This window comes from Bradyrhizobium sp. CIAT3101 (genome assembly GCF_029714945.1).
In the GTDB taxonomy this organism is placed as follows: domain Bacteria; phylum Pseudomonadota; class Alphaproteobacteria; order Rhizobiales; family Xanthobacteraceae; genus Bradyrhizobium.
Window position 1 is genome coordinate 359,232 of record NZ_CP121634.1, and the last position, 23,446, is coordinate 382,677.

The window sequence follows — 23,446 nt, forward strand, 5'->3', positions numbered from 1 at the left end:
CCAATCCGGGCTTATTCGAGCTTTCCGCGGGGCAGGCGTACGATGAACTCACAGAAGTCGCCCGGCTCCGTCTCGACATCGATGGTGCCGCCATGTTGCTTCACCACCACGTCATGCGAGATGGACAGGCCGAGGCCGGTCCCTTCGCCTGCGGGCTTGGTCGTGAAAAAGGGATCGAAGATCTTGTCTCGGATCAGCGGCGAGATGCCGTCGCCGTTGTCGCGGATTCGCACCTCGACTGAATCGCCCAGATTGACGGTCTTGACGCTCAGCATCGGCTCAAAGTCTTTTCCCGAGCTGTCGGTCCGACGATGGGTTGCGGCGTAAAAGCCGTTGGAGATCAGGTTGAGGAAGACGCGGGAAATCTCTTGCGGGTAGAGGTCGAGTTTCCCGGCGTCATCGTCGAGCTCGCGCTGCAGCTTCACGCTGAAGCCTGGTCGTTGCGCCCGTGCACCATGGAACGCCAGATTGAGAGTCTCATCCAGGAGGCCGTTGATCTCGATGGGGCGATGATCACCCGATCCGGAGCGCGAGTGCATCAGCATGTTGTTGACGATGCTGTCCGCCCGTTTGCCGTGCTGGACGATCTTCGCGAGATTGTTCTGGATGGTGATCGTCAGGCGATTGATGTCGACGACCGTCTTCGAAGGCGTCGTGGCGTCGCCGAGAACGGCCATCAGCTCCGCTACCCGGTCGCTCGATAGCCGGGCGAAATTGTTGACGAAGTTCAGCGGATTCTTGATCTCGTGTGCGATGCCGGCGGTCAGCTGGCCGAGTGATGCCAGCTTCTCCGCTTGAATGAGCCGGTCCTGCGTGGCGCGCAGTTTTTCGAGTGATTGGGAAAGCTCCTGCGCCAGCTTCTTGTATTTTTCCTCGCTTTGGCGAAGCGCTTGCTCGGCTAGCACCTGATCCGTGACATCGGCGTGAGCGCCGACCAGGCGGACGGCCTTTCCGTTGTCGTCGCGTTCGATCTCCGTCTTCGCGAGAATCCACCGCGTCTCGCCGTCACAGGGCCGAATGATCCTGTACTGTATCGAGTAGCCCTCGACGTCGCCGTTGATGGCGTCGAGAAACGTGCCTTCGGCCCTGGATCGGTCCTCCGGATGGATGCGCCTCACCCAATCTTCGTGGGTTTCGGTGGCGGCTTCCGGCGGCAGGCCGTGGATGGCGAGGTATTCGGGCGAGCGACGATTGCGGAAGCCGGCGGTGAGATTGACCTCAAGGCCACCGATCTTTCCGATCTGCTGAACGCGAGCCAACTCCGCCTCGCGTGCCAACAGGGCCAGCGTCGCCCGATATTCCTGGGTCTCATCGCGGCAGACAACCAGCACGCCCTGGACAGTGTCTCCCTGCTCGATCGGGCTGAAACTGTAGGTCCAGTAGTGCTGCTGTGACCCGGCGAGGTCCGCCGGCATCAATCGATGTTCTCGCCAAACGCCGCCTTTGCCGCTCATGACGTGCTCGACGTCAGGACCGATAACCGACCAAAGAGCCCGCCAATAGGAGCGTCCGGATGTCCCGAGCGCCGGCTTTTGGAGTGCGTTCGCTGCGATCGCGGAGAAGGCGTCGTTGTAGAACTGGATCAGGTCCGGTCCCCACCAGACCAGCATCGGGTGATTGGTCGTCAGAAGGACTTTCAAAAAGATCCGCAGAGGTTCCGGCCAGCGATCAGGCGTGCCGAGCCTGGTGCTGGACCAATCGAATTGGCGCATGGCAGCGCCCATCTCTCCACCCCCGGTGAGACATGATTCCAGCAAATCTCCTGAATCCGACATTCTCATCGTCCAGGCAGGAAGGGGATCAGACCTCTCAATTCCCAGTCGATCGGGTGCAACGAAGGGAAGTGTTACCTTCTCAAGCTACTAAAACGCGAGTTGATTGGAAACTCCGAAAGTCAAGCGCGGCCCCGCGGCAAGGCTAGCAGGGATCATCGATGCCATATGTGAACGGCTTCACTGCGTGGTGCCCGCATGCAGCTCGTGCGGCGCAGGCCGGGAAAGGGGATCACGACGCGCAATTTGACGACGAACCTGTCCCTCCGCCAAACAGTCGCCGCTTTTGTCAAATCGCACGATGTTTCAGCTGCGTGGCTGGTGGCACCGCGCATCGTCCGGTCTCGACCGTTCTACTGTGCATGGGGTTGTTTTCGCGGTTCTGGATTGGTCGACCATTCTGCTGCCTGCAAATGAGGCGCACGTCATTGCGATTCCGCGTTGCAGCGAGATTGTTGTCGTTATCTCGTGCGTTCGAATGGAAGATCCGTCTCAATTTTTATTGAGCGCAACTGCAGTGCACGTGACGCGCTTTTCACCGTTCGCAGATGTGCTAACCTTTTTGCGTCTGCCACCTCGACAGACTCCAAACTTCGCCTCTCGAACTATCAGAACAAAATAACGTGCAGCCCTGACGGCTGCCTTAGGGGAGTGACGCGATGAAATCGATCATCCATCGATCCGTGTTGGCGCTTGCAGCGGTTGCCCTTCTTGCCGGGACCAGCGTTGTCAATGCACAACAAGACAAGGGCCGGGCCCTGAAGAAGTACGAATCCGGCACCAAGGAATTCTGGACCCATCCGCCGGATGACTGGTTCCTCGGCGACGAGACCGAGGCGCAGAAGGGCCTCGCGCCGCCCTCGGGTCCGCCGACCGGCGCCTCCGATGCCGAGCTCGCCAACATCATCAAGAAGGTGAAGCTGCCGGCGGGCTTCAAGATGGAGGTCTACGCCTCCGGCGTGCTGGCCGCGCGGCAGATGGCCTGGGGTGACAAGGGCACGCTGTTCGTCGGCTCGTTCGGCCTCGGCAACGTCTATGCCATCAAGGACAATGGCGGGAAGAAAGAGGTCAAGACCATTCTCAAAGGGCTGAACATGCCCACGGGTCTGGCCGTCAAGGACGGTGCGCTCTACGTCATCGCGGTCGACAAGCTGATCCGCTACGACGACATCGAGAACAAGCTCGACAATCCCGGCGAGGGCAAGGTCGTCTATGACGACATGCCGTCCTACGCCGCGCATGGCTGGAAGTATCTCGCGGCCGACAAGGACGGCTGGTTCTACATTCCGTTCGGACCTCCCTTCAACGTCGGCATTCCCCCGACCAGCGTCTCGCAGATCCGGCGCGTCGATCCCAAGACCGGCAACGCCGAAATCGTGGCGCTCGGCGTCCGCAACTCGGTCGGTGGCGACGTCGATCCGCGCACCGGAAAATACTGGTTCACCGAGAACGCCCGTGACTGGGTCAGCGACGATCTGCCGTCAGACAAGCTGAACATGGTCTCGAAGATGGGCGAGCACTTCGGCTATCCCTACTGCCACCAGGGCGACCTTCCCGATCCGAAGTTCGCCATGGGCCACAAATGCTCCGAGTTCACGCCGCCCGTGCTGAACCTCGGCGCCCACGTCGCTCCGCTCGGCATGAAGTTCTATACCGGCGACCAGTTCCCCGCCGAGTACAAGAACAACATCTTTATCGCCGAGCACGGCTCCTGGAATCGTCACAAGTACCAGGGCGGCAACATCACGCGCGTGATCGTCGGACCCGACGGCAAGAATGCCAAGAAGGAGGTGTTCGCCTCCGGCTGGATCGAGGGTGACCAGGGCTATCTCGGCCGCCCCGATGACATCATCCTCGCCAAGGACGGTTCGATCCTCGTCGCCGACGATTGGGCCGGCGCGATCTATCGCATCAGCTACAGCAAGAAGTAGCGTACGACGACACGAGGCTGCGGTGGCCGGGAGCCGCCGCAGCCTCTTTCATTTCAACTTCGATGTCGTTCCGGAATGCGTGCCAGCGCAACTCCGGAACTCATACCCTCGACTGGGGGTTATGGATTCCGGGCGCGAGCTTCGCGCGCCCCGGAATGACGCAGTCGACAGATCGGAATTCCATCATGCGCCGGCAGATCATCTCGCACGCAATCAGCGCGGCTGCGCTCCTCACGCTTGGCGCCCTCTCTGCAGGCGCCGCCGACAATACCGCGGTCCAGGAGAAGGCGGCCGTCTGCTCCGGCTGTCACGGCGAGAACGGCATCTCGCAGACCGAGAACATTCCCTCGCTGGCCGGTCAGCCCGATCAATTCCTGCAATGGCAGCTCGTGTTCTTCCGCGCCGGCTCACGCAAGAACGAGCAGATGCAGCCGATCGCCCAGGAGATCACCAACGAGGATATCCGCAGCCTCGGTGCCTATTTCGCTGCGATGACGCCGCCGAAGCCGGCGGAAGACAAGGACCCGGACCTCTCGAAGAAGGGCGCGCAGGTCGCGGTCGGCCGCCGCTGCGCCTCATGTCATACGGACAGCTTTGCCGGCACCAAGGCCGTCGCGCGGCTTGCGGGTCAGCGCGAGGAATATCTCGTCAAGGCGCTGCAAGACTACAAGAGCAGCCAGCGCGTCGGCGGCGGCGGCGCCGCGATGGCCGACGTCGCCTATCACATGAGCGAAGAGGAAATCACCGCGGTCTCGCACTATCTCGCGTATTTCAAATAGCGCTGCGGTGCTGTTGCGACAAGTCCAGCTGTCGTCCCGGCGAAGGCCGGGACCCATACCGCGTGCTCCATCCGAGATTGGAAGTATGAGTACCGCGGAAAGCTGAACAACTATCGGTCTTCGCCAAACCGCACCCTGTGGTTACGGGTCCCGGCTTTCGCCGGGACGACCCCGGAGTATGCGGTTGGTAAACTACCCCGCGCGCTGCTTCTCATACGCCTTCAGATGCGTGTACGCGATTCGCAGCTTCGGCACCGGGACCTTGGCGGCATCTGCGCGCGCGATGAGGTCGCCGATCACGTGGTCGGCCTCGACCGGAAAGCCTCCCTTGATGTCGCGGAACATCGAGGCCGTCATCGGCGAGCCCTCGGTGGTGAGATTGCCCTTCACGCGCTCGAAGAATGGTCCGCCCGGCGTGTAGCCCGACGCGGTAGCGATCGAGCTGGTTTCGTCGAGCATGCCGAGCAAAAAGTCGCGACCGCCGGGCGCGGCGAGGATGTTGCCGACGGAGGTGCGCATCAGGCTGGTGGAAGCTGCGAGCGACGACAGGAACACCCACTTCTCCCACATGTCCTGCATGATGTTCTGGCTGGCGGTGGCGCCGACAATGCCGCTCTTGAAGGCTTCGTCGATCGCCTTGACGCGGTCCGACGGCTTGCCATCGCGCTCACCGTAGCTGATCGCCTGCATCGGCTGCAGCTGCACCACTTCGCGCTTCTCGTTCAATGTCGCGGCAATGGCGCAGAGACCGCCGAGCACGCGCTCCTTGCCGAACTTGGCATCGAGCGTGTCGAGATGCTTCATGCCGTTGAGCATCGGGATGATCGCGGTATTCGGACCGACTGCGGCCGCGAATGACTTGATGGCATCGTCGAGGTCGAACGCCTTGCAGCTCAGCAGCACGACGTCGAATTTTTCCTTGAGCGCGTCGGCCTGCACGGTCGGCGGGTTCTTCAAGGTCACGTCGCCATTCGGGCTCTTGATGACGAGGCCGTCGCTCGCGAGCTCGCCGGCGCGCCTGGGGCGGACCAGGAAGGTGACGTCGCGGCCGGCCTGCAACAGCCTGCCACCAAAATAGCCGCCGATGGCGCCGGCGCCGACCACGAGGATACGCATGGGAAAGTCCTTATTGTTGCTATTGGCGGTCTATCTATAATCGCCCTTGCCCGCGAAGCGAAGCAATCCAGAATGGTGCCGCGATCACATTCTGTCGCTGGAGATGTGGAGACTACGTCTCCAGCACCATCTCCTCGACCTCGCGCAGCTGCTCCTTGCCGAAGAACATCTCGTTGCCGACGAAGAAGGTCGGCGAGCCGAACGCGCCGCGCGCGACCGCTTCCTCGGTATTCTTGATCAGCTTGCCTTTCACCTCCGGCTCCTGGGCGCGGGCGAACAGCTTTTGAGCATCGAGGCCCGAGGACGCCAGCGCCTTCGCGGCAATTTCAGGATCGTCCATCTTCTTCGGCTCGCGCCACATGTGGTGGAAGGCGGCGTCAACGTACTTCTCGAACACGCCTTCGAGCTGTGCCGCGATCGCGGTGCGCATCAGGTTCAGCGTGTTGACGGGAAAGTTGGGATTGAAGACGTAAGGCTGGACCTTGAATCGCTTCAGGAAGCGCTCGGTCTCGACCTGCTGGAATTCGCGCTTGTTCTTGATGCCGGCGAGCGTTTCGGCCGGCGATTTGTTGTTGGTCGACTTGAAAATGCCGCCGAGCAGGATCGGCACATACTCGAATTTAACGCCGATGCGTTGCTCGATCGCCGGGATCGCCAGATGGCTGAGATAGGCGTTCGGGCTGCCGAAATCGAACAGGAATTGCGGGGCTGTGCGGGTCAAAATCGTTCTCCCTGACATCACTTTTCATCCATTGTGGCGCAGGGCGCGCCACAGGTCCACCGTTTAATGATGGTCATAATATCTTGAGGGTCAGACCAGGCGCTGGATCGCCTTCTTGCGCCACACCAGGAGGTAATAGCCCATCTGCAAAACGAACATGGCGCAGAACACGATCGGATAGGCGGCCCATACGCCCTCGAGGCCGATGGTGCGGCTCAGGATCACCGCCGCCGGCAGCTCGATCGCGACGATGGCTGATATCGACAACAGCATCGGCGTCAGCGCCACGCCCGCCGCGCGCATCGCGCCGGAAAACGTGGTCGCAAGGCCGAACGGCACCGAGCTCCACAGGGCGACGAAGAGCAGCCCCTTCGCCAGATCGAGCACGGCGCCGTCCGTGATGAAGATACCGAGCACGGCGCGCGGCACCAGATAGATCAACGCCACGAGCCCGCCAGTCAGCACGAGGTTGAACGTCAGTCCGGTGCGGACGATGCCGTCGAGCCGCGCCCGGTCGCCGCCGCCGATGGCTTGCGCGCCGAGGATCGAGACGGCGATCGAAATCGACATTGCCGTGAACTGCGTGTAGCCCATCACCTGGTTGACCGCACCGTAAGCCGCGGTCGCATCCGAACCGAAGCCGTTGACGAGGCCGAGCAGAACCAGCTCGGCGATCGCCATCACCACCATGCCGACCGCACTGGGTAATCCGATGCCGAGGATTTGTCCGATCATAGCGCGATTGAGCCGCACCTGTCGCAGTAGTGAGAAATCCGGCGCGAGCGCGTGCTTCTTCCGCAGCAGATAGGCCGCGAGCGCAAGCAGCGTCACTGCATTGGAGATCGCGGCCGCCCAGGCCGGGCTGGTGATGCCGAACGCCGGCAGCCCGAAAGTGCCGCGGATCAGCATCGGCGTCAGGATCAGCCCGATCGCCGTCGACAATGCCAGCACCAGCAGCGGCGTCACTGCGTCGCCGACGCCGCGGATCATCGCCGTCATCAGCAGGAAGGTGAAGCCGAGCGGCATCGTCAGCAGCATGATGCGCGCGTAGCGGCTGGCCTGGTCGAGAATGTCCGTGGGCGTTGCGAGCAGCATCATCAGCTGCCGGCTGAACAGGCCGCCGGTCAGTCCCACCGATATTGAGAGCAGCAGGCCGACGGCGAGCGTCGTGCCGACCACGATCTTGATCCTGTCGAGCTTGCCCGCACCATAGGCTTGGCCGATCAGCACGGTCGCGCCGGTGCTCAGGCCCATGACGAAGGCGAACAGGAAGAAGAACACCGGGAAGAACACCGAGACCGCCGCGAGCGCGTTCACGCCGATCATCTGGCCGAGATAGACATTGCTGACGGTGCCGAACAGCGATTGCAACGCGTTGCTCAGCATCAACGGTGCGAGAAAGCGCAGGAAGTGTTTCCAGAGCGGTGTCGGAGCGGACATGGATGGGCCTTTCATCAGGGCAAGCGAAGCCGTTGCCGCGCGAAGCACGCGCGGCCCGGCCGTCGATGGGGGTGTTGGAGAGCGCCGCGCGGTTTACGCGCGGTCGCTGTAGGCGAGCTTGACGATGTGGTCGCGGATGTCGGTCGGCCAGTCGGCGATCAGTCCGGTGAAGCGCCGCCGGTCATCTGCGAACAGTGCGCGCGAGGCTTCCTCGAACTGCGCGAGATTGCCGGCCATGGTCGACATGAAGTGATAGGCCGCATCGCGCGCCTGCCGCTCCCGATCCTTGTCGCCGCTCGCGCGTCGCGCCTCGTCGACGAGTTTTCGCAGCGCGACCGAAGCACCGCCCGGCTGCGCGCCGAGCCACTCCCAGTGTCGCGGCAGCAGCGTCACCTCGCGCGCGACCACGCCGAGCTTCGGCCGGCCGCGCCCGCGCGGCTCGGTCGGTGGTGCATCTTCTTCGACCGGCGGCGGGATCAGCTTGGCCAGGCGCGCCAGCACCTCGCGGTCGCCGCCGCGCAGATCGAAGTCGATCGATCGGCCGGTGGCGTCCTCGAAGATGATGATCGGCTCGTCCGGCCGCGGCGCCACCCGCTTGACGACCAGCGCGACCTCTCCTGCCGGCCCGGACACCAGACGACGCGGTCCCTGGAAAGCGGTGAAAATCTTCTGCATTGAAATCATTGCCATATTGACGATCTTGGGCGATTTAATACCCGGGTAAATTGCGAAGGTCAATATACCCGGATGAAAATATCCATCCGGATGGCTCGACATTGCGGTCCCGGGCTGGCACCTACGCGACCGACCGACCACGCTTAAGCCCCGAGGATCTCGCGATGCTGACCGTCCACCACCTCAACAATTCGCGTTCGCAGCGGGTGCTGTGGTTGCTCGAGGAGTTGGGCGTCCCCTACGAGATCGTGCGTTATCAGCGCCAGCCCGACATGCGCGCGCCGAAGGAGCTGCGGGCGATCCATCCGCTCGGCAAGTCACCGGTCATCACCGACAACGGCAACACCATCGCCGAGTCCGGCGCGATCATCGAATATCTCATCGCGACCTACGGCAACGGCCGACTGATCCCGCCGCCGAACACGCCGGAGCGGCTGCGCTTCACCTATTGGCTGCACTATGCGGAAGGGTCGGCGATGTCGCCGCTGCTGCTGAAGCTGCTGTTCACGCTGATGCCGAAGCGCGCGCCGGCGCTGCTTCGTCCGCTGGTGCGCAAGGTCTCGAACCAGGCGCTCACCGCGCTGGTCAATCCGCAGCTCAAGCAGCACATGGATTATTGGGAAGGCGAGCTCGGCAAGAGCGAATGGTTCGCCGGCAACGAGTTTACCGCGGCCGACATCCAGATGAGCTTTCCGCTTGAAGCAGCCCAAGCGCGCGGCGGGCTCGAGCAGGGCCATCCCAAGGCGATGGCGTTCCTGGAGCGCATCCATGCGCGGCCGGCTTACGCGCGTGCCCTCGAGAAGGGCGGGCCGTACCAGGTGGGGCGGTAAGCTTCCTCACCGCCCCGCGATGATCCGTCAGTCCGCGTGGAGCACGCGCCCGCGCGTCTCCGGCAGCGCGAAGGCGGCGATGAAGAACAGCGCGTAAGCCACCACTGCGAAGATCGCGATCGCGTTGGCGAGCGATGTCGATGCCGACAGCGCGCCGACGAGGAACGGAAACAGCGCGCCGATGCCACGGCCGAAATTGTAGCAAAAGCCCTGGCCCGAGCCGCGCAACCGCGTCGGATAGAGCTCGGTCAGGAACGCGCCGACGCCTGAGAAATAGCCCGAGGCGAAGAAGCCGAGCGGGAAGCCGAGCACCCACAGGATCTCGTTGGTGAGCGGCAGCTGCGTATAGAGCAGCACGATCGCCATCGCGCCGATCGAGAAGATGAGGAACAGGTTGCGTCGCCCGATCCGGTCGGCGAGCCAGGCGCCGACGAGATAGCCGATGAAAGAGCCGATGATCAGCGTCGAGAGATAGCCGGTGGAGCCGACGATCGACAGATGCCGTTCCTTGGTCAGAAACTGCGGCACCCAGAAGGTGATCGCGTAGTAGCCGCCCTGGCAGCCCGTCGCCGCGAGCGACGCCAGGATCGTGGTCTTCAGGATCGGGCCCGAAAAGATCTCCCAGAGCGCGGGGCGGTCGCCGGCCGCGGCCTGCTTCGCGCGGGCCTCCGCCGCGATCTCGGGTTCGGTGACGGAGCGGCGGATGTAGAACACCAGCAGCGCCGGCAGCGCGCCGATCACGAACATCCAGCGCCACGCCGTCTCCGCCGGCATCAGTGAGAACAGGATCGCCTGCGACAGCACCGCAAGGCCCCAGCCGACCGCCCAACCCGATTGCACCGAGCCGACCGCGCGTCCGCGATATTGCGGCCGGATCGCTTCGCCCATCAGCACGGCGCCCGCCGCCCATTCGCCGCCGAAGCCGAGACCAAGCACCGCGCGCGCGATCAACAGCTGTTCGAAATTCTGCACGACCGCGCAGACCAGAGAGAAGAACGAGAACCAGATGATGGTGATCTGGAGCGTCCTGACCCGCCCGATATGATCGGAGAGATAACCGCCGAGCCAGCCGCCGATGGCGGACGCCAGCAGCGTCACCGTGCCGGCAAGACCGGCTGAGGCCGCATCGACCTTCCACAGTGCGATGATGGTGCCGATCACCAGCGGATAGATCATGAAGTCCATGCCGTCGAGCGCCCAGCCCGCAGCGCAGGCCCAGAACGTCCTTCGCTCCGGCGCGTTCATGTCGCGATAGAAGGCGAGAAGGCTGGTGTCCTCGATCTCGGCGCGTTCGATGCGCCCAGTCGGATCGGCTGTGGTCATGTGCGTTTCCCCGGCAAATTCGTTTGGCCGGGCGGTGGTAGCACGCGCGGCGGCCGGCGCAAGCCAGCGCGCGCGGTCGTGCCATGCAGGGGCGGGGTTGCAGGGGCAGGGTTACTGTCCTGCCGCTTCCGCGCCGCGCGTGCGTGGATCGGGTGCCCCGAGGGGTCGGCGTTATGGCAATCGAATTGGCCGACGTCTGTCCCATCGGCTCGACGATGAGATGATCCATCGCCTTCAGCTCGAACAGGACATCGTCGGGAAAGCCGTGCTCGATGCGCACCTCGTCCGGCAGCCATTGATGATGCAGCCGCGGTGCGGCGACGGCGGCGGCGACGTCCATCTTGTAGTCGAGCACGTTCACGATCACCTGGAGCACGGTCGAGATGATGCGGCTGCCGCCGGGCGAGCCTGTCACCAGCACCGGCTTGCCGTCCTTCAGCACGATGGTCGGCGACATCGAGGACAGCGGCCGCTTGCCGGGCCCGGGCAGATTTGGCTCGTAGCCGACGAGGCCATAGGCGTTGGAGGCGCCGACGGCGGCGGTGAAATCGTCGAGCTCGTTGTTGAGCAGCACGCCGGTGCCATCGGCGACGAGTCCAACGCCGTAGCTGAAGTTGAGCGTGTAGGTGTTGCTGACGGCGTTGCCGCTGCTGTCGACGACGGAGAAATGCGTGGTGTTGCTGCCTTCACGCGGTGCGGGCGGAGCGGAAACGATCTCCTTCGACGGCGTCGCGCGATCGGTCGAGAGGCTCGCACGCAGTTTGGCCGCATAGTTCTTCGCGGTAAGCGTTTCGATCGGTGCATTGACGAAGGCCGGATCGCCGAGATAGCGCGCACGATCGGCATAGGCGCGCTTCATCGCTTCGATCAACAAATGCAGCGATGCCGGCGAACCCTGTTTCAGATCCGGGAGCTGAAAGCCTTCGAGGATGTTGAGCGATTCCACCAGCACGACGCCGCCTGACGACGGCAGCGGCATCGAGACGATGTCGTAGCCGCGATAAGTGCCGCGCACCGGCGAACGGATCACGGCCTGATAGGCCTTCAGATCGGCTGAGGTCATGATGCCGCCGGCATCGGACACGGCCTTGGCGAGCTTCTCCGCTACGGGGCCCTCATAGAAACCGCGTGGTCCTTGCGCTGCGACACTCGCCAGCGTGTCGGCGAGATCGCTCTGCACCAGCCTGTCGCCTTCGCCAAACGGCCTGCCATCCGGCTTTGCGAAAATTTTCGTTGAGGACGGCCAGCGTGCCAGCCGCGGGTACCATCCCGGGAGGGTATCGGCGATGTCATCGGTGACGATGAATCCGTCGCGGGCGAGCGCGATCGCCGGTTCGAGCAATTGCGCCAGCGTGAATTTACCCGAGCCGTATTTCTCGAGCGCCAAAGCAAGGCCGGCGACCGTGCCGGGCACGCCGATGCCAAGTCCGGAATCGCGCGACTTGGCGGGATCAGGCTTGCCGTCGGCTCCAAGGAAGATCTGTGCCGTGGTCGCCGCCGGCGCGGTCTCGCGGTAGTCGATCGCGATGTCCTCGTTGCGTTCGGCGGAATGGATCACCATGAAGCCGCCGCCGCCGATATTTCCGGCGCGCGGGTAAGTTACCGCCATCGCAAAGCCGGTCGCGACGGCCGCGTCGACGGCATTGCCGCCACGCTGCAGGATGTCGGCGCCGACTTGCGCGGATATCTTCTCCTGCGCCACCACCATGCCGTGTTCGGCGGGAACGGCATGCACCGTGTCGAGCGCGGGCGGGACATAAGCCCGTCGCGCATCCTGCGCGGTCGCCGATGCAAGACCAAACGCCAGAGTGGCGATGAAAGCGAAAAACGTCCGGCGTGTCGAAAATAGTGACATCATCAAATTTCCGCGGGGCCTTCAGGCCAATTCAAAGGTGTCGCTGTAATGCTATACGGTTTGCGCTAAGAGAGACAAAACTGTTTGTGATGGGGACTGCTTGATGACGACGATCGCCCCGGAGGCGCGCATGGCCGGCGCCTCGCGGACCTATCCGCCGCGCGCCGCTGTCGTCAGCTGGATCTTCTTCGATTGGGCCGCGCAGCCTTATTTCACGCTGATCACGACCTTCGTGTTCGCACCTTATTTCGCCACCAGCATCGCGCCGGATCCCGCCACGGGTCAATCGCTCTGGGGGTTTGCGATGGCAGCAGCTGGCATGGCGATCGCGCTGCTGTCACCCGTGCTTGGTGCCATCGCGGATGCCGCCGGCCGCCGCAAGCCGTGGATCGCCGCGTTCGGCGCAGTGCTCGTGCTGGCCTCCTGCGCGCTGTGGATCGGCAAGCCCGGCAATCACGCCATCATTCCGCCGTTGCTGATCGCGGTCGCGCTTGCCAGTGTCGGTGCCGAGTTCGCCACCGTCTTCAACAATGCGATGATGCCGACCCTGGTGCCGCCGGAGCGCATCGGCCGTCTCTCCGGCACCGGCTGGGCCACGGGCTATATCGGCGGCATCGTCAGCCTGATCATCGTGCTCGGTTTCCTCGCGGCCAATCCGGAGACCGGCCGCACGCTGCTCGGCTTCACGCCGCTGTTCGGGCTCGACCCCGCCACCCACGAGGGCGATCGTGCCGCGGGACCGTTGACCGGGCTGTGGTTCATCGTCTTTGTGACGCCGATGTTCCTGTTCACGCCGGATTATCCGGCGAAGCGCCCGGTGCGCGAGGCGCTGCATGAAGGCCTGGCGGATCTGAAGCGATCGCTGAAGGATCTGCCGAAGCAGAAATCGCTCGCGGCGTTTCTGCTCGCCAACATGATCTACACCGACGGCCTGGTGTCGCTGTTCGCGTTCGGGGGTATCTATGCCGCAGGCACCTTCGGCTGGCACACCATCCAGATCGGCACCTTCGGCATCATCCTCGCTGTCGCCGGCACCTTCGGTGCATGGCTCGGCGGCAAGCTCGACGACTTCCTCGGGCCGAAGCGCGTCATTGCCGGCAGCTTGCTGATCCTGCTGATCGCGGTCGCGGCGATCCTGCTGGTCGACAAGGATAGCGTGCTGTTCGTCAAGGTCGCGCCGCCGGTCCCGGGCGGTCCGATGTTCGCCGCCGCCGCCGAGCGTGCCTATATCGTGCTGGGCTGCCTGATCGGTGCAGCCGGCGGCCCGCTTCAGGCGGCGTCACGCACGCTCCTGATCCATCTCGCGCCGAAGGATCGCATCGCGCAGTATTTTGGTCTGTTCGCGCTGACCGGAAAAGTGACGTCCTTCATCGGACCGCTGCTGATCGGCGTGATCACCGCGGCCACCGCGAGCCAGAAGGCCGGCATGGCCGTGCTGGTGGTGTTCTTCGTGACAGGGTTTGCGCTGCTGATGCGGGTGCGGGAGTCCTAGCTCCTCTCTTGCCCCATTCTCCGCTGTCGTCCCGGCGAAGGCCGGGACCCATAGCCACAGTGACAAGTTTGACGCGAGAGCCCCACTCCGAGTCTTCGCCAAACACCTTTTCGGGGGTATGGGTCCCGGATCAGCGCTCCGCTTCGCTGCGCTTGTCCGGGACGACGTGTGGCGAGATCAGTATCAGTGCCTGAAATGCCGCGTTCCCGTGAACACCATGGCGATGCCGTGCTCGTCGGCGGCCTTGATCACCTCGTCATCGCGCATCGAACCGCCGGGCTGCACCACGGCGGTCGCGCCGGCTTCGATGCAGGCGAGCATGCCGTCGGCGAACGGGAAGAATGCATCCGACGCGACGACCGAACCCTTGGTCAACGGCTCGGTGAGCTTCAGCTCGTTGGCCGCATCCTGCGCCTTGCGAGCGGCGATCCGCGCTGAATCCACGCGGCTCATCTGGCCCGCGCCGATACCGACGGTGGCGAGATCCTTGGCGTAGATGATGGTGTTCGACTTGACGTGTTTTGCGACCCGGAACGCGAACTTGAGGTCACGCATCTCGGCATCGCTCGGGGCGCGCTTGGTCACGACCTTGAAGGTCATGTCGTCGACCACGGCGTTGTCGCGGCTCTGCACGAGCAGACCGCCTGCGACGGTCTTTGCGGTGAGACCAGCAGTACGCGGATCGGGCAGGCTGCCGGCGAGCAGCAGGCGAAGGTTCTTGCGCGCGCCGATGATGGCGATCGCTTCCTCGCTGGCATCAGGCGCGATGATCACCTCGGTGAAGATTTTCGTGATCTCGCGCGCGGTATCGGCATCGAGCGCGCGGTTCATCGCGATGATGCCGCCGAAGGCCGAGGTCGAATCGCAGGCCAGCGCCTTGCGATAGGCGTCGACGAGGTTCGCGCCTTCGGCGACGCCGCAGGGATTGGCGTGCTTGACGATGACGCAGGCCGCAGTGCGCTTGGTGTCGAACTCGCCGATGCATTCATAGGCCGCATCGGTGTCGTTGATGTTGTTGTAGGAGAGCTCCTTGCCCTGCAGCTGCCGCGCGGTCGAAACGCCGGGGCGCTTGTCGGGCGTCGCGTAGAACGCGGCGGTCTGGTGCGGGTTCTCACCGTAGCGCAGCGACTGGATCAGCTTGCCGCCGAAGGCGCGGAAATCGGGCGCGTCGATTTCGAGCTGGCGGTTGAACCAGTTCGAGATCGCAGCGTCGTAAGCCGCGGTACGCGCATAGGCCTTTGCGGCAAGCCGCCGGCGCAGCTTGAGCGTCGTTGCGCCCTTGTTGGCGGCGAGCTCGTCGAGCACGGCCTTGTAATCGTCCGCTTCGACCACGACGGCGACGTCGTCATGATTCTTGGCGGCGGCGCGGATCATCGCGGGACCGCCGATGTCGATGTTCTCGATGCAATCCTCGAAGCCCGCGCCTTTCTCGACGGTCGCTTCGAAAGGATAGAGGTTGACGACGAGCAGGTCGATCGGTGCGATGCCGTGCGCCTTCATCGCCTCGGCATGTTCCTTGTTGTCGCGGATCGCAAGCAGGCCGCCATGCACTTTCGGATGCAGCGTCTTGACGCGGCCGTCCATCATCTCGGGGAAACCGGTGAGGTCGGAGACGTCCTTCACCTTGAGGCCGGCCGCGGCGATCGCTTTCGCGGTGCCGCCGGTCGAGACCAGCTCGACATCGTGCGCGGCAAGCGCCTTGGCGAATTCGATCAGGCCGGTCTTGTCGGAGACGGAGAGAAGGGCGCGGGTGACGCGGCGGGGATGGTCAGTCATGAGCAAGATCCTCTGTCTTAAGGAGTGTCTATGCCCAGGCGCGCGGCGGATATGTGTCGCGCTTCCCGATGGTGCTCCATCCAAGGTCGCCAGTCGCGCGAACGAGCGCTCGATAGCAGCTTTCGAGGCCCTTCACAACGATCAGATGGGACCGAATCGCGCCTGTTTACAGCGGAAGTTCCGGTTCGCGCCGGGCGTTGCGGCGGGCATTGGTGACCGCCGGCGAGGCCGAGGAACGCACAAAGCTCCAGCGGATCGAGGGCCCCTGGCGCGCATCCTGGCGGATCACGATCTGCGCGGTGCGGCGGGGGCCGTCATTGCCGGCCAGGAACACGCTGTCCTCGAGATCGACCTTGTCGTCGAGCGCTTCGAAGGTCCAGACGTCGCGGTTCGGCAGCACCAGCATGACGCCGCGCGCATCCGACAGCCGGCTCGCCTTCACCGCGGGATGCAGATGGAAGCGCAGCGCGAAATCGGCGTCGGCGCCCTTGAGGCGCGCGCCCTGCGGTGGCGACAGCGTGTCCTCGCCGTCGATCCGCGCGCCGTCATTGGCGACCATCAGCACGCGGCGATGGATCACGCCGAACTTGGCGAGATAGCCGTCATGCGACGTCGTGAGCAGCGTGCCGTCCTGCACGACTTCGCGATAGCTCTCCACCTCACGGGGGCCGCTGATGATCGGCGCGCCGTGCAACAGCCGCTTCATCGCCGACATCTCGACGAACTGGCAGGACGACGTCTCGTGATAGGTCAGCGTCGAATGCGCCGCGGTGCCGCGCGCGAACGGCCGCCAATTGTCGCGGCCGGTGGTCGGCATGCCGCAATTGGTGACGATGCGGCTGATGCCGGAGGACAGTTCGAACGACAGGCAGCCGGCATGCGCGTCGTGGCTGACGCCGGGCGGCGGCGGCGGGCCGGTGTCGATGATCAGTGTGGTCGGGCCGGCATCGAGCCGCTGGAAGCCGGTGTGCGGCATGTTCGCCATCGGCGCGCCATGGGTGTCGTCATAGGCAAGCAGCGTGGCGAGCAGATCCGACGGCGTCGCGCTCATGCCGTTGAACAGCGCGAAATTGCCGTCGCCGTGCCGGAAGAAGCGCAGCATCGGCATCATGCGGTCGATCGCATTGAGCAGCGCCGGCGGCGGCGCGATGTTGCGCGCGGCAAACGTCTGACGCAGCGGCAGCAGGTCGATCAGCAGTTCGATCAGCGCGCCCGGGTTGCGCGAGATGTGGCCGCCGTCGGGGAGAATCTGCCGCTGCAATTCGTCGGAGAGCTTTTTCGACGCGCTGCGGATGTGGCGGGCCTGGTTGGCGAGGCAGAGCGTCGTGTAGCACAGCGCGATCTGCACCTGGAGCTTCGGCACCCCGTCCGGGATGTTGACCATGGTGAAGCGCAGGAAGCGGATCTCGCGTGCCAGCGCGCGCAGATAACGGCGGTAGAATTTGTTGTCGGTGTCATTGAGCACCAGCGGCGCCTGCGACAGCAGCGAGATGACGCGCCGCGCCAGCACATCGGCGCGGCGGGCGACGGGCCGGCGCTTGTTGGCGGGATTGCTGATCCAGTCCTCGACCAGCGCACGCGCATTCGCCCGGGTCAGCGCGGTGTCGGCGGCGCGCAGGTGCCGCAGCCAGCCGAAGCCGAGCAGCGCGACCTCCCAATCCTCCGAGGGCGGATCGAGATCGAAGATCGAGCGGCCGTGGCAGTTGACGATCTTGCCGGCGAAGACGAAGCGCCCGGCATAGATCTCGGCGGCGCGGGTCGCATCCGCGGTGCGCAGATCATGCGGCGCAATGATCAGCCGATCGGTGCGGCCGGGCCAGACCCGCGACAGCGCAACCGGACCGCCGCTCGCGCGCGCGAGCATGTTCCGCGCGAAGCGGTTCATCACCAGCGTCGAGATACGTCTGCGTTGAGCGACCGACACGCCTTGCCTTGAAGGGGGAGAGGATTCCGACGAATCCTTATTAATCCCAAAATCGGACCGCGGACACCACCTTGAATGGCCCCGAATCAGTCCAGTGGTAGCAAAATCCGGTGCAAAATCAGGATTTAACGAGCCGGGCCGCGAAAAATCCGTCGAGCCCGCCGAGCTTCGGGTCGGCGTGCGGCAGGTGGCTCGGCAGGGTCCGGAGATCGCCCTCGGCGGTGATGATCTCGCTGAGCCCGGAGACCTCGCTGGCCTCGATCGGCACGCGGCGAAGCGCAGGCTCGGCGGCGAGAAGCGTCGCGACGGCCCGCTCGCCTTCTTCGGGTTCCAGCGAACAGGTGCAGTAGACCAGCGTCCCGCCGGACTTGAGCAGCGAAACGGATTTCTTCAGCAGCCGCTGCTGGAGAACCGTCATCGCGGCGACGTCGGATTCCTGCCGCAGCCACGCGACGTCGGGGTGCCGGCGGATCGTCCCGGTCGAGGTGCAGGGCGCGTCGATCAGAACTCCGTCGAGGCCATCCGCCGGGCCCGCCCATTCCACGGCGTCGGCGACGACAGTCTCGGCCTGGAGCGACAACCGGGTCAGGTTTTCGCGCAGGCGTGCCACCCGGGCGGGTGAACGGTCGATCGCCGTGACATGCGCGCCGGCCTGCGCCAACTGCGCGGTCTTGCCGCCAGGTGCAGCACAGAGATCGGCAATGGATTTGCCTTTGATGTCGCCGAACAGCCGGACCGGCAGCGCGGCGGCGGCGTCCTGCACCCACCATTGTCCTTCGGCGAAGCCGGGCAGCATGGTCACCGAGCCATGCAGCAGCGTGCGCACCGATCCCGTCGGGAGCACCTCGCCATGCAGCCGGCTCGCCCATTGTGCAGCGTCGGACTTCACGGTGAGATCGAGCGACGGTTCGTGGCCGAGCGCGAGCGCCATGTCCCGCGCAGTCGCCTCGCCGTAATGCGCACTCCAGCGCGCCAGCAGCCAGGGCGGCAGATCGAGCGATTGCGTCGAGACTTCCTCGACCAGCGCCTGGCCTTCGCGCGCGCAGCGGCGCAGCACGGCGTTGACGAGGCCGGCATAGCGCGCGGCGCGCCGGTCGGATTGCACCAGGCGCACCGAGAGATCGACCGCGGCGTGATCCGGCACGTCCATCCAGAGAATCTGGGCAGCGCCGATCAGGAGCGCGCTCTGCGCGCGCGGTGCCTCGGAGGGAATGCCTTTGTCGAGCAGGCGCGACAGCACATGGCCGAGCGTGCCGAGGCGGCGCAGGATGGTTGCGACCAGCCGCCGCATCAGCGCGCGGTCACGGTCGGCGAGCGTCTTCAGTCCGGGATGAGCGCCGGAACCGTCGAGCTGGTCATCGAGCGTGCGGTGCTTGTGCAGGACGCCGTCGACGATGTCGGCAGCGATCCGCCGTGCCGCGAGACCAGGCACTTCGGACGGAGGGGCAAAACGTTGAGATGGCATGCGGAAGTAAGGTTCTGAGCGAGCGGCAGTTCCGCCAATATGGGCGCATGCCTTAAGAACACCAGCTGTGGCATGCGAATATGCCAAATGTAAGAATGGCCTCTGGCGATTTCAGCCCGTCGCGGCCATTTCAGCAATGCGTAATTGGACGTCGCGCATGTCGCGATCCTGCGCTAGGACCCGGATTATGAACGACCAGCCTCCCGCTCCCGATCGCAAGCCGTTGCCGCCGGCCGCCCAGCGCGCGCTGGCCGAAGCCGAGGCGCGCCGGCAAGCCGCCGCTGTTCATGCCGAGGCGGCACCGAAGGAGTTGCAGGGGCCGAAGGGACCTGAGCCGACGCGCTACGGCGATTGGGAGCGCAAGGGCATCGCTTCGGATTTCTGAGACGCTGGTCTTTTCAAGCTGACTTGTCGATTTGGCCGACTCAGCCCTAGCGTGCGCGGATGCCGCGCTTCGATCCAGATAGCTCCTATCGGCCGTCTTATGGCGGTTCGCCGTTTGGCCGTCGCTTCTCCGGACTGTTGCCGTGGATGTTCGTGGTCGGCATCGTCATGGCGGTCGTGCTCACCTTCCGGCACGGCACCGACTGGCGGATTCCGCATCCGGCTGACGAGCGCGCGCAGGATGCCGAGATCATCCTGCAGCAGTCCGGCAATCCCGACAGCCGCCTGCCGATCGACGTTATCCGTACCATCGATGGCGACACCTTTCTCGCGCGCGTGCATCAACGCGACGGGCGCGATCTCGTTGCACGGATTCGTCTGCGCGGCATCGATGCGCCCGAGATGAAGGCGTCCTGCCAGGACGAGCTGGACAAGGCGGAAGCGGCCACCGGGGCGCTGCGCAATCTGCTCGGCCAGGGCGGCGTCACCATCTACAATCTCGGCTCGGAGAAATACGGGCGCGTTCTCGCCGATGTCGCGACCAGACGGACCGCCAACGTTTCGGCGGCGATGCTCGCTGGCGGTTTCGCGCGCAGCTACAATGGCGGTCATCGCGACGGCTGGTGCACGCGCGGCTGGCGTTTCTGGTAACAAAAAAAGCCGCGTCGAAACGCGGCTCTTTCAAACTCTGTTTGGGTTGCGACGATCAGCGCGCCACGACCACCGTGGTGCCGACGGAGACGCGGCTGTAGAGATCGGTGATGTCGTCGTTGAGCATGCGGATGCAGCCATAGGAGACGAAGCCGCCGACCGAGCCCGGCACGTTGGTGCCGTGGATGGCATATTCGCCACCAGCCAGCGTCATCGCAGCAACGCCCATCGGATTGTACGGCGAGCCGCCCGGGATCACGTCGGGAAGCTGCGGCTTGTCGCGCTTCACCTCGGCGGGCGGCGACCAGGCCGGATTACGGTACTTGCCGTCGATGCGGGTGGTACCGGCCCACTGCTTGCCGGACTTGCCGACGCCGACCGGATAGCGCACGGCGTGGCCGTCATCGAGAATGAGATAGAGCCGGCGCTCGCTGGTTTTGACCACGATGGTGCCGGGCGAATAGTTGGCGACGTGCGTCCCCACCATTTCAGGCCGCGCCTCGGCAGCCGTCGACATCAAGACCCCTGCCCCGATGGTGGCGGCCAGCGCCACAGCAACCTTCATCGACATCGATATTTCCCATCGTTCAAAATGACGCAAAAACCGGCAATCGCCTGCTCGCCCAGAGATTCTTAACCGCACCTGTTAACCGGATGGTTTCCACGCACGGCCGCCGAGGGCCAGCCAGCAGGGGGAACAAAGGAAATGTTCGAAACAAAGTAAATGACTTGAAAACAACACTCGGCGGCAAAGATGCCGCCGCGCCGGCGTCCGTCCTGACAAGTGCGTGAGGGCGTGAACGGGGGTTTGTTTGGGACGACGTTGGCGCGAAAGGCAGTCTCGTGTCCCGGACGCGCTGCAGCGCTCTTGCGCTGTTGCGCAGAGCCGGGACCCAGCTTCTTCTTTTCGTGGATAGATGGGCCCCGGTTCTGCAGCGCACCGCTGAAGAAGCGCTGCGCTGCGTCCGGGGCACGAGGCCGTTCCTACGCCGACTTCTTGTTCTGCCGGTTCTTCACGAGGTCGTCGACCACCGCAGGATCGGCGAGTGTCGAGGTGTCGCCAAGGCTGCCCGGCTCATCCTCGGCGATCTTGCGCAGGATGCGGCGCATGATCTTGCCCGAGCGGGTCTTGGGCAGGCCGGGCGAGAACTGGATCTGGTCTGGTGCCGCGATGGGGCCGATTTCCTTGCGGACCCATGTGACGAGTTCCTTGCGCAGCTCGTCGCTCGGCTCGACGCCGGCCATCAGCGTCACATAGGCATAGATGCCCTGACCCTTGATGTCGTGCGGATAACCGACCACGGCGGCTTCCGACACCTTCTCATGCGCGACCAGCGCGCTCTCGACTTCCGCGGTGCCCATGCGATGGCCAGAGACGTTGATGACGTCGTCGACGCGGCCGGTGATCCAGTAATAACCATCGGCATCGCGGCGGCAGCCGTCGCCGGTGAAGTATTTGCCCTTGTAGGTCGAGAAATAGGTCTGCTCGAAGCGGGCGTGATCGCCATAGACCGTGCGCATCTGGCCCGGCCATGAACGGGTCAGGCAGAGATTGCCCGTGGTCTCACCCTCCAGCACCTTGCCGTCGGCGTCGACGATCTCGGGCGCCACGCCGAAGAACGGCTGCGTTGCCGAACCCGGCTTGAGTTTTGTCGCGCCCGGCAGCGGCGTGATCAGAATGCCGCCGGTCTCGGTCTGCCACCAGGTGTCGACGATCGGGCAGCGGTCGTCACCGACGACGCGGTGATACCATTCCCAGGCTTCCGGATTGATGGGCTCGCCGACCGAGCCGAGCAGGCGCAGGCTCGCGCGCGAGGTCTTCTTCACCGGCTCGTCGCCCGACTGCATCAGCGCGCGGATCGCGGTCGGCGCGGTGTAGAAGATGTTGACCTTGTGCTTGTCGATGACGTTCCAGAATCGCGAATTATCCGGGTAATTCGGCACGCCTTCGAACATCAGCGTGGTCGCGCCGTTGGCGAGCGGCCCGTAGAGAATGTAGCTGTGGCCGGTAACCCAGCCGACGTCGGCGGTGCACCAGTAGATGTCGCCGTCGTGATAGTCGAACACGTATTGATGCGTCATCGACGCGAACACGAGATAGCCGCCCGAGGTGTGCAGCACGCCCTTGGGCTGGCCGGTCGAGCCCGAGGTGTAGAGGATGAACAGCGGGTCCTCGGCGTGCATGTGCTCGACCGGGCATTCGGTCGTCACCATGGCGGCGGCCTCGTGGTACCAGAGGTCGCGCGTCGGGTTCATCTCGATCTTGCCGCCGGTGCGCTTGACCACGACGACCCAGTCGACGCCGTCGGCCTTGGCGATCGCCGCGTCGACATTGGCCTTCAGCGGCACCTTCTTGCCACCACGCAGGCCTTCGTCCGCGGTAATGATGATCTTGGACTGGCAGTCGTTGATGCGCTGGGCGAGGCTGTCGGGCGAGAAGCCTGCGAACACCACCGAGTGGATCGCGCCGATCCGGGCGCAGGCCAGCATCGCGTAGGCTGCTTCCGGAATCATCGGCAGGTAGATGGTGACGCGGTCGCCCTTCTTGACGTTGCGGGTGCGCAGGATGTTGGCCATCCGGCAGACCTCGTCGTGCAGCTCCTTGTAGGTGATGTGCTTGGACTGCGAGGGATCGTCGCCTTCCCAGATGATCGCGGTCTGGTTGCCGCGCTTGGCGAGATGGCGGTCGATGCAGTTATGGGCGACGTTGAGGATGCCGTCCTCGAACCATTTGATCGAGATGTTGCCGGGCGCGAAGGAGACGTTCTCGATTTTCGTCGGTGCGTGCATCCAGTCGATGCGCTTGGCCTGCTCGGCCCAGAAGGCGTTCGGGTCCGCGATCGAGCGGGCGTACATGTCCTTGTACTTGGCCTGGTCGACCCAGGCCCGTTTGGCCCATTCCGCGGGCACGTCGTAAATCTTCTCGGACATGTTTCCCTCCACATACGGCAAGCCAAACGCTGGCGATGCGCAAGCCGACTTGATCGTTGCACCGATTATGCGTCGGGCTAACCGGACCCGACAAGGAGCACAAGCTGGACCTTCGGTGATCGGCCGGCCATGCGGGAAATCAAGCGGCAAAGGCCGGCTGTCGCAAATCTGAAACAGACCGGCAGAGGTTTTGGGCTCTTTACCCAGATCTCCGGAACAGGGCTGCGCAGGGCGCCCATGCGTCGCAGGCGGTATTTAGGAACCGCTTTTCACTGATTCGGGACTCGCAATGCGGTTCGGAACACCCTAAGTGGCTAACCCGGGTCCAAAGAGGCCCTCCAAGCGAGGCTTGGAACAAACATCAGAACAGCGGCATTGAAC

At 64.2% G+C, this 23,446-nt stretch carries 17 protein-coding genes, 1 pseudogene and 1 riboswitch; of the genes and pseudogenes, 6 read left to right on the top strand and 12 right to left on the bottom strand.

The genetic code is table 11. From position 1 onward, the window contains the following. Positions 1-11: 11 nt before the first annotated feature. Complete coding sequence (locus tag QA645_RS43325; protein WP_349253163.1) at positions 12-1,712, bottom strand: ATP-binding protein; 1,701 nt, start codon at positions 1,710-1,712, stop codon at positions 12-14. A 719-nt stretch (positions 1,713-2,431) separates the two neighbouring features. Here QA645_RS43325 and QA645_RS01570 point away from each other — a divergent pair. Both QA645_RS01570 and QA645_RS01575 read left to right on the top strand, forming a co-directional pair. Continuing rightward, positions 2,432-3,703 (top strand): PQQ-dependent sugar dehydrogenase, encoded by a 1,272-nt coding sequence (locus tag QA645_RS01570; protein WP_254127455.1) that lies wholly within the window; start codon positions 2,432-2,434, stop codon positions 3,701-3,703. A gap of 185 nt (positions 3,704-3,888) precedes the next feature. After that, on the top strand, positions 3,889-4,482 hold the full coding sequence (locus QA645_RS01575) for a c-type cytochrome (RefSeq protein ID WP_283047729.1): 594 nt from the start codon (positions 3,889-3,891) through the stop codon (positions 4,480-4,482). Positions 4,483-4,674: 192 nt separating this feature from the next. Here QA645_RS01575 and panE read toward each other — a convergent pair whose 3' ends face one another. The 4 genes from panE to QA645_RS01595 form a co-directional block, all read right to left on the bottom strand. Further along, positions 4,675-5,598, bottom strand: a complete 924-nt coding sequence (gene panE, locus QA645_RS01580) for a 2-dehydropantoate 2-reductase (protein WP_283047731.1) — start codon at positions 5,596-5,598, stop codon at positions 4,675-4,677. A 112-nt stretch (positions 5,599-5,710) separates the two neighbouring features. Next, positions 5,711-6,319, bottom strand: coding sequence for a 2-hydroxychromene-2-carboxylate isomerase (locus QA645_RS01585; RefSeq protein ID WP_283047733.1), 609 nt, complete (start codon positions 6,317-6,319; stop codon positions 5,711-5,713). A gap of 90 nt (positions 6,320-6,409) precedes the next feature. Beyond that, complete coding sequence (locus tag QA645_RS01590; RefSeq protein WP_283047735.1) at positions 6,410-7,759, bottom strand: MATE family efflux transporter; 1,350 nt, start codon at positions 7,757-7,759, stop codon at positions 6,410-6,412. 93 nt (positions 7,760-7,852) lie between these two features. Continuing rightward, complete coding sequence (locus QA645_RS01595; protein WP_283047737.1) at positions 7,853-8,449, bottom strand: DUF2239 family protein; 597 nt, start codon at positions 8,447-8,449, stop codon at positions 7,853-7,855. 149 nt (positions 8,450-8,598) lie between these two features. On the opposite strand from QA645_RS01595, the gene QA645_RS01600 reads away from it, so the two are divergent. Further along, on the top strand, positions 8,599-9,264 hold the full coding sequence (locus QA645_RS01600) for a glutathione S-transferase (protein WP_148752794.1): 666 nt from the start codon (positions 8,599-8,601) through the stop codon (positions 9,262-9,264). A 27-nt stretch (positions 9,265-9,291) separates the two neighbouring features. Here QA645_RS01600 and QA645_RS01605 read toward each other — a convergent pair whose 3' ends face one another. Together QA645_RS01605 and ggt are read right to left on the bottom strand one after the other, a co-directional pair. Continuing rightward, complete coding sequence (locus QA645_RS01605) at positions 9,292-10,587, bottom strand: MFS transporter (protein ID WP_254127462.1); 1,296 nt, start codon at positions 10,585-10,587, stop codon at positions 9,292-9,294. A gap of 111 nt (positions 10,588-10,698) precedes the next feature. Beyond that, positions 10,699-12,445 (bottom strand): annotated as a pseudogene (gene ggt / locus QA645_RS01610) (gamma-glutamyltransferase). Positions 12,446-12,545: 100 nt separating this feature from the next. Here ggt and QA645_RS01615 point away from each other — a divergent pair. Further along, the gene (locus tag QA645_RS01615) at positions 12,546-13,934 is read left to right on the top strand and encodes an MFS transporter (RefSeq protein ID WP_283047740.1); all 1,389 of its coding nucleotides are present in this window, start codon (positions 12,546-12,548) and stop codon (positions 13,932-13,934) included. Between the two features lie 183 nt (positions 13,935-14,117). Here the strand turns inward: QA645_RS01615 and purH are convergent, their stop codons facing one another. The 3 genes from purH to QA645_RS01630 form a co-directional block, all read right to left on the bottom strand. Next, on the bottom strand, positions 14,118-15,710 hold the full coding sequence (gene purH, locus QA645_RS01620; protein WP_283047741.1) for a bifunctional phosphoribosylaminoimidazolecarboxamide formyltransferase/IMP cyclohydrolase: 1,593 nt from the start codon (positions 15,708-15,710) through the stop codon (positions 14,118-14,120). Between the two features lie 25 nt (positions 15,711-15,735). Next, positions 15,736-15,817, bottom strand: a riboswitch (ZMP/ZTP riboswitch). Positions 15,818-15,876: 59 nt separating this feature from the next. Beyond that, on the bottom strand, positions 15,877-17,595 hold the full coding sequence (locus tag QA645_RS01625; protein WP_254135180.1) for a heparinase II/III family protein: 1,719 nt from the start codon (positions 17,593-17,595) through the stop codon (positions 15,877-15,879). A gap of 157 nt (positions 17,596-17,752) precedes the next feature. After that, positions 17,753-19,099, bottom strand: a complete 1,347-nt coding sequence (locus QA645_RS01630) for an RsmB/NOP family class I SAM-dependent RNA methyltransferase (protein WP_283047743.1) — start codon at positions 19,097-19,099, stop codon at positions 17,753-17,755. Between the two features lie 187 nt (positions 19,100-19,286). Here QA645_RS01630 and QA645_RS01635 point away from each other — a divergent pair, with 187 nt between their 5' ends. After that, entirely contained in the window at positions 19,287-19,484 is a 198-nt protein-coding gene (locus tag QA645_RS01635; RefSeq protein ID WP_254127468.1) for a DUF1674 domain-containing protein, read from the top strand. A gap of 59 nt (positions 19,485-19,543) precedes the next feature. Further along, complete coding sequence (locus QA645_RS01640) at positions 19,544-20,134, top strand: thermonuclease family protein (RefSeq protein WP_283047744.1); 591 nt, start codon at positions 19,544-19,546, stop codon at positions 20,132-20,134. 55 nt (positions 20,135-20,189) lie between these two features. On the opposite strand, the gene QA645_RS01645 is transcribed toward QA645_RS01640, so the two are convergent. Then, positions 20,190-20,705, bottom strand: coding sequence for a L,D-transpeptidase (locus QA645_RS01645; RefSeq protein WP_283047745.1), 516 nt, complete (start codon positions 20,703-20,705; stop codon positions 20,190-20,192). A gap of 413 nt (positions 20,706-21,118) precedes the next feature. Next, complete coding sequence (acs, locus tag QA645_RS01650; RefSeq protein WP_283047747.1) at positions 21,119-23,065, bottom strand: acetate--CoA ligase; 1,947 nt, start codon at positions 23,063-23,065, stop codon at positions 21,119-21,121. Between the last annotated feature and the right edge of the window lie 381 nt (positions 23,066-23,446).

What these genes read in the sequence shown, in the direction of transcription:
- QA645_RS43325 (WP_349253163.1), bottom strand. Translation starts at nt 1,712, where the DNA reads ATGCGCCAATTCGATTGGTCCAGCACCAGGCTCGGCACGCCTGATCGC.
- QA645_RS01570 (WP_254127455.1), top strand. Translation starts at nt 2,432, where the DNA reads ATGAAATCGATCATCCATCGATCCGTGTTGGCGCTTGCAGCGGTTGCC.
- QA645_RS01575 (WP_283047729.1), top strand. Translation starts at nt 3,889, where the DNA reads ATGCGCCGGCAGATCATCTCGCACGCAATCAGCGCGGCTGCGCTCCTC.
- panE (WP_283047731.1), bottom strand. Translation starts at nt 5,598, where the DNA reads ATGCGTATCCTCGTGGTCGGCGCCGGCGCCATCGGCGGCTATTTTGGT.
- QA645_RS01590 (WP_283047735.1), bottom strand. Translation starts at nt 7,759, where the DNA reads ATGTCCGCTCCGACACCGCTCTGGAAACACTTCCTGCGCTTTCTCGCA.
- QA645_RS01595 (WP_283047737.1), bottom strand. Translation starts at nt 8,449, where the DNA reads ATGGCAATGATTTCAATGCAGAAGATTTTCACCGCTTTCCAGGGACCG.
- QA645_RS01600 (WP_148752794.1), top strand. Translation starts at nt 8,599, where the DNA reads ATGCTGACCGTCCACCACCTCAACAATTCGCGTTCGCAGCGGGTGCTG.
- QA645_RS01605 (WP_254127462.1), bottom strand. Translation starts at nt 10,587, where the DNA reads ATGACCACAGCCGATCCGACTGGGCGCATCGAACGCGCCGAGATCGAG.
- QA645_RS01615 (WP_283047740.1), top strand. Translation starts at nt 12,546, where the DNA reads ATGACGACGATCGCCCCGGAGGCGCGCATGGCCGGCGCCTCGCGGACC.
- purH (WP_283047741.1), bottom strand. Translation starts at nt 15,710, where the DNA reads ATGACTGACCATCCCCGCCGCGTCACCCGCGCCCTTCTCTCCGTCTCC.
- QA645_RS01625 (WP_254135180.1), bottom strand. Translation starts at nt 17,595, where the DNA reads ATGAACCGCTTCGCGCGGAACATGCTCGCGCGCGCGAGCGGCGGTCCG.
- QA645_RS01630 (WP_283047743.1), bottom strand. Translation starts at nt 19,099, where the DNA reads ATGCCATCTCAACGTTTTGCCCCTCCGTCCGAAGTGCCTGGTCTCGCG.
- QA645_RS01635 (WP_254127468.1), top strand. Translation starts at nt 19,287, where the DNA reads ATGAACGACCAGCCTCCCGCTCCCGATCGCAAGCCGTTGCCGCCGGCC.
- QA645_RS01640 (WP_283047744.1), top strand. Translation starts at nt 19,544, where the DNA reads ATGCCGCGCTTCGATCCAGATAGCTCCTATCGGCCGTCTTATGGCGGT.
- QA645_RS01645 (WP_283047745.1), bottom strand. Translation starts at nt 20,705, where the DNA reads ATGTCGATGAAGGTTGCTGTGGCGCTGGCCGCCACCATCGGGGCAGGG.
- acs (WP_283047747.1), bottom strand. Translation starts at nt 23,065, where the DNA reads ATGTCCGAGAAGATTTACGACGTGCCCGCGGAATGGGCCAAACGGGCC.